12 protein-coding genes are annotated in these 15447 nt (G+C 40.5%); 8 read left to right on the top strand and 4 right to left on the bottom strand.

What is annotated here, in order from left to right:
- The first annotated feature begins 21 nt into the window (after positions 1-21).
- The 4 genes from N6B01_RS07755 (at position 22) to N6B01_RS07740 (ending at position 6581) form a co-directional block, all read left to right on the top strand.
- The gene (locus N6B01_RS07755; RefSeq protein WP_262078177.1) at positions 22-1929 is read left to right on the top strand and encodes an ABCB family ABC transporter ATP-binding protein/permease; all 1908 of its coding nucleotides are present in this window, start codon (positions 22-24) and stop codon (positions 1927-1929) included.
- Positions 1930-2223: 294 nt separating this feature from the next.
- Positions 2224-2922: a phosphatidylserine decarboxylase gene (locus N6B01_RS07750; protein ID WP_182417201.1), complete on the top strand. Its 699-nt coding sequence runs from the start codon at positions 2224-2226 to the stop codon at positions 2920-2922.
- Positions 2923-2926: 4 nt separating this feature from the next.
- Positions 2927-3766, top strand: coding sequence for a CDP-diacylglycerol--serine O-phosphatidyltransferase (pssA, locus tag N6B01_RS07745; protein ID WP_262078176.1), 840 nt, complete (start codon positions 2927-2929; stop codon positions 3764-3766).
- A gap of 91 nt (positions 3767-3857) precedes the next feature.
- Complete coding sequence (locus N6B01_RS07740; protein ID WP_262078175.1) at positions 3858-6581, top strand: valine--tRNA ligase; 2724 nt, start codon at positions 3858-3860, stop codon at positions 6579-6581.
- A gap of 369 nt (positions 6582-6950) precedes the next feature.
- Here the strand turns inward: N6B01_RS07740 and N6B01_RS07735 are convergent, their stop codons facing one another.
- Positions 6951-7607, bottom strand: coding sequence for an IS1595 family transposase (locus N6B01_RS07735; protein ID WP_262078174.1), 657 nt, complete (start codon positions 7605-7607; stop codon positions 6951-6953).
- 47 nt (positions 7608-7654) lie between these two features.
- Here N6B01_RS07735 and N6B01_RS07730 point away from each other — a divergent pair, with 47 nt between their 5' ends.
- Entirely contained in the window at positions 7655-8338 is a 684-nt protein-coding gene (locus tag N6B01_RS07730; protein ID WP_262078173.1) for an alpha/beta hydrolase, read from the top strand.
- Positions 8339-8499: 161 nt separating this feature from the next.
- Here N6B01_RS07730 and N6B01_RS07725 read toward each other — a convergent pair whose 3' ends face one another.
- Positions 8500-9096, bottom strand: coding sequence for a superoxide dismutase (locus N6B01_RS07725; RefSeq protein ID WP_262078172.1), 597 nt, complete (start codon positions 9094-9096; stop codon positions 8500-8502).
- A 577-nt stretch (positions 9097-9673) separates the two neighbouring features.
- Here N6B01_RS07725 and N6B01_RS07720 point away from each other — a divergent pair.
- Positions 9674-10672: an acetyltransferase domain-containing protein gene (locus N6B01_RS07720; protein ID WP_262078171.1), complete on the top strand. Its 999-nt coding sequence runs from the start codon at positions 9674-9676 to the stop codon at positions 10670-10672.
- 32 nt (positions 10673-10704) lie between these two features.
- Here the strand turns inward: N6B01_RS07720 and N6B01_RS07715 are convergent, their stop codons facing one another.
- Both N6B01_RS07715 and mgtE read right to left on the bottom strand, forming a co-directional pair.
- A complete protein-coding gene (locus N6B01_RS07715; protein WP_182417195.1) occupies positions 10705-11094 on the bottom strand; it encodes a MerR family transcriptional regulator in 390 nt (129 codons plus the stop codon).
- 49 nt (positions 11095-11143) lie between these two features.
- On the bottom strand, positions 11144-12556 hold the full coding sequence (gene mgtE / locus N6B01_RS07710) for a magnesium transporter (protein ID WP_262078170.1): 1413 nt from the start codon (positions 12554-12556) through the stop codon (positions 11144-11146).
- A gap of 812 nt (positions 12557-13368) precedes the next feature.
- On the opposite strand from mgtE, the gene N6B01_RS07705 reads away from it, so the two are divergent.
- Together N6B01_RS07705 and N6B01_RS07700 are read left to right on the top strand one after the other, a co-directional pair.
- Positions 13369-13968, top strand: coding sequence for an invasion associated locus B family protein (locus N6B01_RS07705; RefSeq protein WP_262078169.1), 600 nt, complete (start codon positions 13369-13371; stop codon positions 13966-13968).
- Between the two features lie 188 nt (positions 13969-14156).
- Positions 14157-15437: an MFS transporter gene (locus N6B01_RS07700; RefSeq protein ID WP_262078168.1), complete on the top strand. Its 1281-nt coding sequence runs from the start codon at positions 14157-14159 to the stop codon at positions 15435-15437.
- Positions 15438-15447 lie beyond the last annotated feature (10 nt).

The raw sequence follows: 15447 nt of genomic DNA, 5'->3' as shown, positions 1-15447 counted from the left end.
GCATTAGAAAAAGATTTAAAAATGAGTGATAGTTCGGCCGGAAAAAATAACGGCAGTAAGACGGTTTCGGCTGATTCTGGCGCAACTTTTAAAACGCTTTATAATCTTTGGCCTTATATGTGGCCATCAGATCAGCCGAAGTTAAAACGCCGGGTTTTATGGGCATTGTTTTATCTTGTAGCCTCAAAACTTGTGCTTATTTTGGTGCCATATTTTTTCAAATATGCAACCGAAGCCTTAGGTGGCAGCTTTGTTGCGCCTAACTGGGTGATGCCAGCACTTGTTACGCCATTAATGTTGGTTGCTGCCTATAATGTTGCCCGCATCATTCAAGCAGGTTTAAATCAATTGCGTGATGCGCTTTTTGCCGCCGTTGGTCAGCATGCGGTGCGTAAACTTGCCTATCAAACCTTTATTCATATGCATCAATTATCACTGCGCTTTCATTTGGAGCGGCGCACAGGTGGGTTATCTCGGGTAATTGAGCGTGGCACTAAAGGGATTGAAGCGATTGTACGCTTTACCATTTTAAATACTGCACCAACTTTACTTGAATTTGCGCTAACAGCCTTTGTTTTATGGATTTCCTGTGGTTTTGAATATGTTGTTGTCGTTGTTGTGACGGTGGTTGCATATACGTGGTTTACCATCAAAGCCAGCGATTGGCGCATTGCTATTCGAAGACAAATGAATGATTCAGACACCGAAGCCAATACTCGTGCTATCGATTCATTGTTGAATTTTGAAACGGTGAAATATTTTGGCAATGAGGATATGGAAGCAAAGCGCTTTGACGCATCGATGGAGCGCTATGAAATTGCTGCCGTCAAGACGTGGATATCACTTGGCTGGCTTAATTTTGGCCAAGCGTTAATTTTTGGTGCTGGCTTAATGATGATGATGGTGCTTTCGGTACGCGAAATTGCCAATGGTACCCAAACGATTGGTGATTTCGTTTTCATTAATACTCTCATGATCCAGCTTTCCATTCCAATGAATTTTATTGGCTTTATTTATCGAGAAGTGCGCCAAGGCCTAACTGATATTGAGCAGATGTTTGATCTTTTAGATGTTCCGCAAGAGATTACTGACAAAGCGGATGCAAAACCCTTGAAGGTTGAGGGGGGAACAATTCGTTTTGATGAGGTCAAATTTGCCTATGATGAAGATAGAGCCATTTTAAAAGGTATAAGCTTTGAAGTGCCAAGCGGCAAAACCGTGGCAATTGTTGGACCATCGGGGGCCGGTAAATCTACTATTTCGCGGCTTTTATTTCGGTTTTATGATGTTCAATCTGGTTCCGTTACCATTGATGGACAAGATGTCCGCAATGTAACTCAGCAAAGTCTTCGCCATGCTATCGGAATGGTGCCGCAAGATACAGTGCTTTTTAATGACACTATTGCCTATAATATTCGCTATGGTCGACCCGATGCAAGTTTTGAAGAAGTGAGGCGGGCGGCAGAACTTGCCCAAATTTCAGATTTTATCGAAAATTTGCCGCAAGGCTATAATGCTATGGTTGGGGAGCGCGGTTTGAAATTATCGGGCGGCGAAAAACAGCGTATCGCTATTGCTCGTACGATTTTAAAAGCGCCGCCGATTCTCATTTTAGATGAAGCAACCTCCGCGCTTGATACGGCAACCGAACAGGATATTCAGCAAGCGCTTGAATTGGTGAGTAAGAATCGTACAACCCTTGTGATCGCCCACCGCCTATCGACAATTATTGATGCCGATGAAATATTGGTTTTAAAAAGTGGAAAAATTGTTGAGCGCGGCAGACATCAAGAGCTGCTTGATGAAAATGGCCTTTATGCATCGATGTGGAAACGCCAACGAGAGGCAACTGAGGTTGAGCAAAAATTGCGTGAAATGCGTGAAAATGATGATCTCGGCGTAATTGATCGCGGCGAACCTGCCTTATAGGTGGATATTATCGACGCAGCTTTTTTAAAAGGTTATGCAATGTAATATTGTGAAAAGGTCATTTCAGTAACTTGAATTGGCCTTTTTGCTTTTGATTGTTTCATTTAGGCAAAAAATACTGTTTATTACCAAAAAAATGTGCATTTTACCTTATGTAGACCGCACAAAACCAACATAAATCATTTATCTTTTTGCGCATGCTTTCATAGTCTGCTAATTGAAAGATAATTATAATATTGGATCTGGTTTTAAGATTGCTTAATCCGCCAGATTTTAAAGAAGACAGGATTATCAATGAGTATCATGCGTTCCATAGGCAATAATTTTGTGCCTATTCATAAAGAAGGCTATCCATTTATTGCGGTGTTTTTTGTGGTATCACTGCTCCTTGGTTGGGCATGGGCTCCACTTTTTTGGGTAGGTTTGGTACTGACAATTTGGTGTATTTATTTCTTTCGCGATCCAGAGCGTTTTACGCCAGTTGCTGAGGGATTAGTTGTTAGCCCAGCAGATGGTAAAATTTCTTTTGTTGGTGAAATGATAGCGCCTAAAGAACTTAATCTTGGCGATGAACCAGTTATTCGTATCTCGGTGTTTATGAATGTATTTTCCTGCCATGTTAATCGTATTCCAATAGATGGTAAAATTAAATCTATGGTTTATCGTCCTGGTAAATTTGCTAATGCTGAACTTGATAAGGCGAGTGAAACCAATGAGCGCAATTGTGTTGTGCTTGAAACGAAGCACGGCGATATTGGCGTTGTGCAAGTGGCTGGCCTTGTAGCAAGGCGTATTGTGTGGTGGGTTCATGATGGTGCAGAGCTTGAAACTGGTAAGCGTTTTGGTCTTATTCGTTTTGGATCGCGTCTTGATGTTTATTTGCCTAAAAATGCAAATATACGTGTTGGGGTTGGTCAAACGGCAGTTGCTGGTGAAACAGTTTTGGCAATGTTCGATAATGGCGAAAGCCTAACTGATTTTAGAATGGATTGACGACATGAAAAGTGCATCGCCATTTCCTCCTTTTGAACCAGATAATAATAGTGAAAGCGAGCATCATAAGCGCCGTGCGCCGATTGCTATGCGCTATCTTGTTCCTAATGTTATTACCGTTTTAGCCATTGTTGCGGGTTTAAGCAGCATTCGTATGGCGATTGAGCACCGTTTTGAAAGTGCAATTTTCATGATGCTTATTGCTGCGGTTCTTGATGGCATTGATGGTCGTATTGCGCGCTTGATGAACGGCTCTTCGCCTTTTGGTGAACAGATGGATTCGCTAGCTGATGCGATAAATTTTGGCGTTGCGCCGGCAATTATCTGTTATATCTATATTCTAGATCAAGCACGTAATTTTGGTTGGATGGCTGCGGTTGTCTATTGTGTTGCTTGTTGTTTACGCCTTGCCCGCTTCAATGTCGCATTGGAGCGTCACGATACGCCAGATTGGCAAAAGCACTATTTTGTAGGCATTCCAGCCCCTGCAGGTGGTTGCCTGTTGGTTTTACCCATTTATCTTGGGGCTTTTGATTTGCCGGTTAATCATGTCACAGGCGTTATTTTCAGCATTTACACCTTAGCTATTGCCTTTTTGATGGTATCAAAATTACCGGTTTATAATGGCAAATCTATCGGTAAAGGTGTGCGCCGTGATATTGTTGTGCCGCTTATGTTGGTGATCGTTGCCTATGTTGTTTTATTGGTGAGCTATACATGGCTTACACTTACTATATCGGCCTTTTTATATCTTATTTTTTTGCCGATAAGTTTTTTCACTTATCATCGCCAAGAACAAAAAGAAAAACTGCGTAATTTTGACAAAGATATTGCGCCGTCATAAGATATGAGCTGCAAATTTAATTAAAATGCAATGAGCAAATTGCTGGCCATATTGGCCGATGCTCAACTAGTAGAATCGAATCGGATAAAAAATGCTTGAAAAAAATTATGATTCACAAGCCATCGAGCCACGTATTGCTAAAGAGTGGGAAGATAAAGGTTCTTTTAAAGCAGGCGCAGGTTCAAAACCAGGTGCTGAAGCTTTTGCAATCGTTATTCCTCCGCCAAATGTTACTGGCTCGCTGCATATGGGCCATGCGCTCAATAATACCATTCAAGATATTTTGGTTCGTTTTGAAAGAATGCGCGGCAAAAATGTGCTTTGGCAACCAGGTATGGATCATGCTGGCATTGCAACCCAAATGGTGGTGGAGCGCCAATTGGCAGAGCGCAAGGAGCCAGGCCGCAGAGATATGGGGCGCACAAAATTTGTCGAGCGCATTTGGCAATGGCGGGATGAATCAGGTGGTATGATTGCCAATCAATTACGCCGTCTTGGTGCATCTTGTGACTGGTCGCGTGAACGCTTTACAATGGATGAGGGGCTTTCTAAAGCGGTATTAGAAGTTTTTGTAACTTTGCATCGCCAAGGTCTTATTTATAAAGATAAGCGTCTTGTTAATTGGGATCCAAAGCTTAATACTGCCATTTCGGATCTTGAGGTGGAGCCGCGAGAGGTTAATGGTAATTTATGGCATTTTCGCTATCCACTTGAAGGCAAGACCTTTAATGTTGAAGATGAAACAAGCTTTATCGTAGTTGCAACCACTCGCCCAGAAACTATGCTTGGCGATAGTGGTATTGCGGTTAATCCTGAAGACCCACGTTATAAGGCTTTAATTGGTACATATGCGATTTTGCCGTTTGTTGGTCGTAAGTTAAAAATTGTTGGCGATGATTATGCAGACCCTGAGGCAGGTTCTGGCGCGGTGAAAATTACCCCTGCCCATGATTTTAACGATTTTGAAGTTGGTAAGCGCAATAATTTACGTGCTATTAACATCATGACGCCAGACGCTAAAATTACCTTGCGCGGTAATGAAGGTTTTATGGAAGGATTGCAGCAGGTTGATACGCTTAATCAGCTTTTAGATCAGCTTGACGGCATGGATCGTTTTGCCGCGCGCAAGCTTATCATTGAGATGATGGAAGAAGCTGGTTATCTTGCCAAGATTGAAGCGCATCTTCATAAGGTTCCCCATGGGGACCGTGGCGGCGTGCCGATTGAACCTTTATTGACCGATCAATGGTATGTTAATGCAGGAGAATTGGCAAAGCCTGCTATTGAGGCCGTTCGCAGTGGTCGCACTGCAATTATTCCAGCTAATTGGGATAAAACTTATTATCATTGGATGGAAAATATTGAGCCATGGTGCATTTCACGCCAATTATGGTGGGGACATCAAATTCCGGCTTGGTATGGCCCTGATGGTCATATTTTTGTAGAAAAAAGCGAAGCAGAAGCGCTTGAAGCCGCCCAAAAGCATTATGGAGAAGTGGTTGAGTTAAAGCGCGATGAAGATGTACTCGATACATGGTTTTCATCCGCACTTTGGCCTTTTTCCACCATGGGGTGGCCGGAAAAGACTGAAGAGCTTGCGACCTATTATCCAACCAGTGTGGTGGTTACTGGTTTTGACATTTTGTTTTTTTGGATTGCTCGTATGATGATGATGGGCATTCATTTCATGGATGAAGTGCCTTTTGATACCATTTATATGCATGCGTTGGTGCGTGATAAAGATGGTGCTAAAATGTCTAAGGCTAAAGGTAATGTAATTAATCCTTTAGAACTGATGGATGAATATGGTGCAGATGCTTTGCGCTTTACTTTGGCTATTATGGCCGCGCAGGGCAGGGATGTTAAGCTTGACCCAACCCGTATTGCCGGTTATCGCAATTTTGCTACCAAATTGTGGAACGCAACACGCTTTGCTGAAATGAATGGTGCAGCTCATGACCACAATTTTAAGCCAGAAAATGTTAACCTATCGCTTAATCGCTGGATTTTGACAGAATTGAGCCGCACAGTTGCTGAAGTGACGAGCGGTATTGAAAGCTACCGCTTTAATGACGCAGCAGCAAGCTTATATCGTTTTGTCTGGAATTTCTTCTGTGATTGGTATTTGGAGCTTATTAAGCCAGTATTTCTCGGCGATGATGAAATGCAAAAGCAAGAAACACGAGCTTGCGTTGCTTGGTGCTTGGATGAAATTTATAAGCTGTTGCACCCATTTATGCCATTTATCACGGAAGAATTATGGGCCCATACCGCAGGTGAGGGGCAAAGCCGCGATGCAATGCTGGTTGTGACGAAGTGGCCAAGCATTGATTATCAGGATAAAGAAGCTGCTGATGATATTAATTGGTTGATTGATGTTGTATCTGGTATTCGCTCGCTACGGGTAGAAATGAACGTTTCTGCCGGTGCTATGGCACCCTTGGTTGTGCTTGAAGCCGATCAGCTGACTAAAGATCGGTTAGAGCGTCATGAAGTCGCTTTAAAACGCCTTGCCCGCTTGGAAAGCATCACCCTTGCCAATGTTGCACCAGAGCAAGCAGCGCAAACCGTGCTCGGCGGCGTTACGTTCTCGCTCCCGCTTGGCAGCTTGATTGATTTTGATGCCGAGCGTGCCCGCCTTAATAAAAGCATTGGTAAAATCGATATTGAGATTGGCAAACTATCTTCAAAACTCAATAATGAGAAATTTGTTGCCAATGCGCGTCCTGATGTAGTGGAAACTGAGCGCGCTCGTTTGAAAGAATGTTCGCAAGAGCGCGAAAAGCTGGAAAAGGCACTTGCCCGCTTAGGATAAGCCTAAAGTTTGAATAAATAGAAAAGCGTTTTCACCCTTGCGTTGAAAACGCTTTTTGTTAAAAATTTTTATTTTAATAAGGAAAACTTGGTTCTTGTTGCCGCAATAAAATGCTCATGCTGCCGTCTTAGTAATTTTTTACGCGTAATTATTATTGCGTAATTATTGCGTCGGGTTACCGCTAGTGCTGAATTATTGATTATGACATTTAGTGCAAAATGTATAAAATATACCAATATTTATGTTATCTATTATAGGATTGTTTATGTAGCGCGATGGGCTGGCAAAGGGTAAATAATCATGGCAATATATAACGAATGAGATGAAAGTTTAAGTTTAGGGGCTGGCATAGATAAGGTTTAAGTATAATTATTTCATCCAACTTGACAATACTTTAATCAAGTTCTGTGTTGGTCGATAGTTAAAACGCCACTCACACTCTTTTAAATAGAGGTGAAAGTGCTCTTTTGGGATGCCATTAAAGCGACGCATATGCCGCTTGGCTTGGCTCCAGAAGTTCTCGATTCCATTGATATGATTGTGCTCATCCACAAAGGTTTTTGAATGGTTGATCCGCTCATGGTGAAACTCAGATACATCGAGAACATCATAAGCAGAAAAGTTGTCTGTATAAACAATTGAATCTGGCTTAATTGATTGCCGAATAATCGGTAAAAGTGTTTCAGTACGGGCATTTGGTATAGGGAAAGCATGAACTTTTCCATTACGTTTTAACAATCCGAATACGGGTGTTTTCCCACCAGCTCCTCTCCCTCTTTTGCCTTTACGCACCCCACCAAAATAACTCTCATCAAGTTCAATTTCACCGCACATGAGTTCGGGCGTTTCTTGTTCAAGGCGGGTGGCTATTTCCTCTCGCAGCTTGTGGAAATAAAGCGTAGCTGTGTTCCTGTGTACTCCTGCTAAAACGGCAGCAGAACGAGCCGTTGAACCTGCTACGAAATACTTAATGAGTTCTTCTTGTTTTACTTGCAAAAGACGACTTTTGCGACGTGACTTATCCATTTGACACCAATAGCTTTTTTTAGCTATCTATGCCAGCCCCTAAGTTTATGGTTAAGCCAACAATTATCCTCGTACATGGGTTTTGGGGAAATTCTCTTCATTGGCAACATGTAATCCCTTTGCTCGTCGATAAAAATTTTGAAGTAAAAGCAGTCGAAATACCATTAACTTCGTTAGCCGATGATGTTGAACGAGCGAATAAAATGATCAATCAAGTTGAGGGACCCGTTTTGTTGGTTGGACACTCTTATGGTGGCGCAGCTATTACTGAAGTTGGTAATAATAAAAAGGTTGTCGGGTTGGTATATATTGCAGCTTTTGCACCCGATAAAGGTGAGAGCGTTGGTAGTATAACCGCGCAAAATCCACCTGAAGCGATTTCAGCTATTGAAGGGGATAATGATGGCTATTTGTGGTTAAAAGTTGAGGAATACAATTACAGTTTTTGTCAGGATTTAAAAAAGTCTGAAACAATTGCTATGGCTCACGCACAAAAGGCACCTTTAGCAAATAGCTTTAATGATATGATAGAGAAACCTGTTTGGAAGAAAAAGCCATCATGGTATCAGATTTCAAGTCATGATCGCATGATCTCGCCTGTTAATCAAAAAAATATGGCAAATAGATTAAATGCTAAAAAGATTATTGAGCTGGATGCTAGCCATGCATCACTTATATCTAAGGCAGATGAAATTGCTAATTTAATTATGGAAGCGGCAGAAATATTTTAATTTCATTTGAAAAGCTGATATTGATACCAATAAAATGTGTAATTCGTAGTTTTATAAAATTTATATAAGTTGCATTGATAATATAATATCAAAAAATCCAGATTATTGTAACAATAATCTGGATTTTTCATTTATAAATCTATTCAGCTTAACGAGTAAACTTATGCTTTTTCGTAAAGCTCAAGCACGAAATCCCAATTGATAAGATTGTCGATAAATGCTTCAAGATATTTAGGACGAGCATTGCGGTAATCGATATAATAGGAATGTTCCCAAACATCGACACCAAGAATTGGTGTTGCACCATGCACGAGTGGGTTTTCACCATTTGGTGTTTTCATGATTTCAAGCTTGCCATCTTTAACAGCAACCCAAGCCCAACCAGAGCCGAATTGACCGACGCCTGCGGCAATAAAATCGGCGCGGAATTTATCAAAACCGCCTAAATCGCTTTCAATTGCTTTTGCTAGCTTTTCTGGCAATTTATTGCCGCCGCCATTTTTTTTCATCCATTGCCAGAACAATGTGTGGTTATAATGCTGGCCGGCATTATTGAATAATGGTTGGTTTTTGCCATAGCTACCTTTAACCACTTCTTCAAGGCTTTTACCTTCAAGGCCAGAATCCTTGATAAGGTTGTTACCTGCTGTGACATAAGCAAGATGATGCTTGTCGTGGTGATATTCTAAAGTCTCACGTGACATATATGGCCCTAATGCATCATAGGCATATGGAAGCTCGGGTAATTCAAAAGCCATCTCATCTATCTCCTTAAATGATTTTATAACTCAAAAACGGAATTATTCATTTACTGGCTAGCAGTCGACCATTTATGAGTGGTCATTGCAAGCAATAATTTTTCCGATTCTTATAGGATAATGTGGTGTGATGACAGGAAAAAGACAAGCCCATATCGTGATTTGTTCATGAGATAATCGCGGAGGCTTTGAAAAACATGATGATCTAAGCCTAGATTTCATTAAAATTTTTTTAAAGTTATTTTTCGCCTTAAGGATGTATCTTTAAAAATGCTTAATAAAAGCAATAGCTTTTGACTTTATGAAACAGGCTTTAATCTAAATGGTGATAAATATAGCTGCAAAATTTTAGTTTGTTTTTTGCGCTGCTTTTCTCTTCAATAATAGGTGATAATTATGCTTCTTGGTGATAAAATAAATATATTCGCAAAATCTGCCATGATTGGCGCAGCTATCAAATAATGTTATTGACGGTTGGGTGAAAAATTATTGATCATGCTGAACTTGAAATATTCTATTTATTTAGTTTATAGCTGCAATATTACTGCATATTGAAATTCGTGGGGTTGTAGATTTTATGATAAAGACAAGCGCGGTCCATGATACCCCACAAAAGCGATTGCGGTTGCAAAAGCTTGATATATTGCGTGCTATTGCGTTAATTGGCATGGTGGTATTCCATTTTAGCTGGGATCTTGCTTATTTTCGCTATATTTCGGCTGATACAATAGCTAATGGTTGGCTGACGGATTTGGCCCATATTGTCGCCAGTAGCTTTTTGTTTTTAAGTGGCTTTAGCCTTTATCTTGCGCATAGCAATGGAATAAAATGGCATGCATTTACGCGGCGATTTATTGCTATCATTTTTGCAGCCGGTTTGGTCAGCTTAGCGACCTTTTATATTCTGCCTGATAATTTCATTTATTTTGGTATTCTACATGAAATCGCCTTAACTAGTTTTGTTGGCTTGTTGTTTTTGCGTATGCCTTGGCTAATTAATGTCATTGTTGCTGCAGCCGTGTTTTATGCACCAAATTTTTTACCCCCTGTTTATGGAAATATATTTTTATGGCTAGGATTAAATCCGGCGCCACCATCAACTTTTGACTATGTACCATTCTTCCCATGGTTTTCCGCAGGTCTGCTAGGCTTAACCCTTGCGCAGTTAATGCATAAGTTAAATGTTTTGTCGCTTTTGCAGGCTGGTATCAAACCAAATTTTTTAAACCGAATGTTACAATGGTTTGGTCGCCATACGCTTCTTATCTATCTTATTCATCAGCCAATTTTAATGGCGGGATTTTTTGTATATTCTAGTATAATTCCGCCACGTGAGCCAACAATTGCTGAAATAAAAATTACGGCAGAAAATGAATGTCGTAAATTTGCAGGATTAGGGGATGATGAAAGCGCGAAATTTTGCGCCTGTGCTTTTGATGAGTTGGACAAACAAGGTCTTTTAGCCGATTTTTTACATGGGCTTATAGATCTAACTGATGATCGTGTTGATCATATTCGTACAACTTGTCTTGTTGGCGATGATGTATTGGAAACCCCTGCGCAGAATGCAAATTAACTGCGTATTTTAAAAAGACTAAATTAAGCTCATTACCGCATTACGCCAAGTTCGGCCAAACGTTCAAATGAGCGATCTTCAAGGCGCTCAAGATCATCTAATTGATCATTTATATCTTGGCGCATTTGTTTAAGCTTTTGGCGCTGCGTATTGATGTGGTCAAGAATATGACGCAAAGTTTGACCATCTTGCGAGGCATGATCGTTTATGTGTAATAATTGTTGAATTTCGTCTAACGAAAAATTAAGTCGTCTCGCACGCAAAATTGCAGTAATTCTATTATGATCTAATTGAGAATAAAGGCGCATGCGGCCTTGTCTTATTGGTTGGATAAGGCCTTCATCCTCATAATAACGCAGTGTTCTTGGGGTAATGTTAAATTCCTTGGTAAGGTCTTTTATGGTGTAAAATTCGCGTATCATATCATTCTAACCCCGTAAGAGTCTTTGTTGCTTTATTGGGCTTGCGGCTTTACCAAAGACCAAACCACCAAGTTGCAAGTCCGAGGAACGAAAAAAAACCTACAACGTCGGTAATCATGGTGACAAATACCGATGAGGCAATAGCAGGATCTGCGCCAAAGCGGTTTAGTAATAGCGGAATTAGAATTCCACCCAATGCCGCAGCGAGCATATTAATCACCATAGCAGATGCAATGATGCAACCAAGGTCAGGCGACCAAAAAAATAAGCCTGCTGCAGTGCCAATTAATATGGCAAAAAGTACACCATTTAACAGGCCAATGGTCAACTCACGACGAATAACACGGGCGGCATTATATATATCAATGTCTTTTGTCGCAATGGCGCGCACTGTTACCGTCATGGTTTGTGTGGCGGCATTACCGCCCATGGACGCAACAATCGGCATTAAAATAGCTAGCGCCACCATATGTTCAATAGTGCCGTCAAAAATCCCGATAATAGAGGCTGAGGCGAGAGCTGTGAATAAATTTACCGATAACCAAGGGGCACGTGATTTAGCGGTTGATAAAACACTATCCGAGAGTTCTTCATCGCCAACACCGCCCATGCGCATCAAATCTTCTTCAGCTTCTTGCTGAATAACATCAACCACGTCATCAATGGTTAAAACGCCAAGTAATCGCTCATTTTCGTCAACTACTGCAGCGGATAGCAAGTCATATTGGCCAAAAATTTGCGCAGCTTCTTCCTGATCCATCGTCGCGGGAATGACATGGCGTGCTTCATGCATTACCTCATCAACACGTACCGGTCTTTGAGTGCGTAATAAACGGTCAAGATCAAGGCTACCCATAAGCCTAAATGTCGCATCAATGACAAATATTTGCGAAAAATGATCCGGTAAATTTTGCTCCTCCCGCATATAATCAATAACTTGACCAATGGTCCAGAATGGTGGCACGGCAACAAATTCTGTTTGCATGCGTCGGCCAGCGCTTTCCTCCGGAAAATCGAGCGAACGACGAAGGCGAACTTGTTCGGTAAAGGGAAGTTTAGCAAGGATTTCTTGTCGGTCGTCATCATCAAGATCTTCAAGCAGATAAACCGCATCATCGGAATCAATATCTTGCACACCTTCGACAATTTGCTGCGTTGGTAGCGCGTCCATAATTTCAAGGCGCACAGCCTCATCAACTTCGGTAAGGGCTGTAAAGTCGAAACTCTCACCAAGTTGCATGATAAGCTCAGGGCGTTGCTCCGGCTCTAACGCGTCAATAAGGTGACCAAGTTCAGAGGGATGAAGTGAGGCGACATTTTCATCCAAAAAAAGCGCATTATTTTCTAAAACTGCATTTTCAACCGCTTCCAGAAACTGTCCTGAAATAACGCCGTCTTCATCATAAATATCAACCGCTGGAAATTCGCGATTGTCTGCTTTGTTTGGATTTGCTTCGCTCATAGATATTGATTCTTGTGTTAGCGGTTTTAAAGTGGTTTTATTGTTAAAACATATTAATGACAAAATATGCATTAATTTTGGAATTAAACTATTTTTTGGAAGCGCTGGTGAATAAGGCGCGATGTATGGCTGTGTACGCAATCAACTAGATAGTGATCGTTTGCTCATTTATCTACAGCCAATTTTTTAGGTTTTTAAGCGTTTTGTATGTTGATCTAATGTTTAATTCAAGAATCTTTTAGGTTGAGTTATCTTCATGGGTATCTTTGAGAAAAAGCAATTTCCCATGGCTCTTTATATTTTTGGGAAAATGCTTATTGCTTATGACAAAATCCTTGAAATATTATCCTTTTACCTTAATTAACTTCATGTATGGTAGATCATTGTTAAAAATATTAGTAAAATTGAATTTTGTTGGGTTTAAACGCAAGATTAACAAGAAATTGTATCGCAATTTGCTTTAAAAGGCGATATCAAACATAAAGCAAAATTTTTTAAAACCGCAATGATGTGCTTATGTTTGTTGAATTGATAGCATTGTGTTTAAAAACCAAAAAATTATGGTTTGTCATTTTATAAGCATAATTATTTGTCAGGTAAGTTTTAAGTGATGCAACAATGTTTGATGATGTTTGCTCTATTATTTTAAGTTCTATTAATTTATGTATAATACATGAAAATGGCTTATAGCGAATGTTTAAAAACCTGTTGGCTATGCTAGAATATATAAGTTTAAAAATATTTGGCTGGTTTTATTGATGATATTGTCCAAACTAGACAATAGTAGCCAGTCATCTAATTGGAGCAAGTAAATGAAGTTTAATGTCCTCAGCGCTATTAGTGCAATTTGTGTTGCCATGTTTGCTGTGCCTGCGATTGCACAAGATGCAAATCAAGGCCTCGTTCGCAATCAGCCAGCAGCAGGAGATAATGGCGGTGCTCCGGCAAATGTTCAAACTGAAACGTTTGGTGATTGGGTCTATCGTTGTACTGATGTTAAGGTTAGTGATAAATTTACCAAAAATTGTGAAGTTTTACAAATTCGCCAAGCAAAACAAGGCGACCGTACGGCCAATGTTTTGATCATGGCTATTGCTCAGGTAAATGGTGAAAAGCCAGGTGATAAGCCAGTGCTGATGTTGACGACCGTTGTCCCTCTCAACGTATTCTTACTTGAAGGCATTCTTTTCACAGTTGAAAAGCAAAATGTTATGCAATTGCCTTTCCGTTATTGTAATCAACAAGGTTGCTGGGCGCAGGTGCTCTTGGATGAAAAAACCCTTGCCACCTTTAAAAAGGGTAATGAAGGTAAGGCGCGCTTTATGGTCATGAATGGTCAAGCTGCTGATGTGCAGTTTTCACTTAAAGGCATGACGAAAGCCCTTGAAAGATTGCAAGCAAGCAAGAATTAATATTTAAAAATTTTTTTTAATAATAAAATCCCATTCATGGAAACCACGAATGGGATTTTTTTTGAATGCTTGACTTTATCTTTTTTATTGGAATAGCACCTTCTACCCTTATCAAGTTGCTATAGTGAATAATTTTAGTTTTTCCATGAAATAGCATTCAAACTAGATGATCAAAAGATGGAGTTGTTATGCACCAACAAAAAGATCAACAACATTCTATTCCAAAGCGAGATGTTGCAGCGGTTGTGCTTGGCAATGCTATCGAGTTTTTTGATTTTACTTTATACGCAGCATTTGCGGTTATCATCGCCAAAGCTTTTTTTCCTTCCGCAAATGAATTAACTAGTTTGCTTGGCTCGGTTATGACTTTTTCTGTTGGTTTTGTTGCGCGCCCCTTAGGAGCTATTTTTATCGGTCAATATGCAGATAAAGCCGGCCGTAAAGCTGCTATGCTGCTGACCATGGTGCTTATGGCTATTGGTACTGGTGGCATGGTTGTATTACCTAGCTTTGCAACACTTGGCATTTTAGCCCCTATCTTATTGATTATTATCCGTTTGCTTCAAGGGCTTGCTTGGGGTGGTGAGGCTGGACCTTCAATTACTTTTATGATGGAGGCCGCACCAGCTAATAAACGGGCGTTTTTTACAAGTTGGCAAATTGTGGCGCAAGGCTGCGCAGCAATTACCGCTGGTTTATTTGGTTTTTTCCTTGCCAAATATTTAAGTCCTGAACAGTTGGCGAGTTGGGGGTGGCGTATTCCCTTTGCTGTTGGTTTGATGATTTTGCCGCTTGGTCTATTCATGCGGCGTCATTTAAAAGAAACCTATCATCCTCCAAAATCTTTAGCCGCAATGTCATCGCATGAAATTGTTATTAATGCGTGGGTAAAATATCGGCGGATGATAATTTTAGGCATGCTTGTCTTATCTGGTGCAACAATCACCCAGTATTTCTTAAATTACATGACCACTTATGCTTTAACTGAGCTTAAATTAACTGCCGACTATGCCATGATTTCTACTCTTATAATGGGTATTGCTATGGTATGTTTTGGTTTGATTGGCGGTCTATGCGCCGACCGCTTTGGGCGCAAAAAAACCATTATTATTCCGCGCCTTATTTTGTTGTTTTTGCTGCTTCCGGGGCTTTATGTTGCAAACCTTTATAGCAATGTGTTTGTATTCTATGCGGTGATTATTGTCTTTACCGCCTTGCAAAATATAAGCGGTGCTGGGTTGGTGGTACTGCTTTGCGAGAGTTTTCCGCAATATATAAGGGCAAGTGGTTTTTCGATGACCTACGCTTTTGGAATTACTATTTTTGGCGGAACAGCGCAGCCGATTTTCACTTTTATACTTCAATATAGTGAAAATCCGCTATCACCTGCTTATTATCTTATCATCACCAATATTATGTGTATTGTGGCGACATTGTTTTTTATTGAGCCTAAAATATCAAAAAGCTAAGAATAGCTTA

Origin of the sequence: Bartonella sp. HY406 (assembly GCF_025449315.1) — a bacterium.
Lineage (GTDB): Bacteria > Pseudomonadota > Alphaproteobacteria > Rhizobiales > Rhizobiaceae > HY038.
This window is presented reverse-complemented; position numbering and strand designations above follow the sequence as displayed.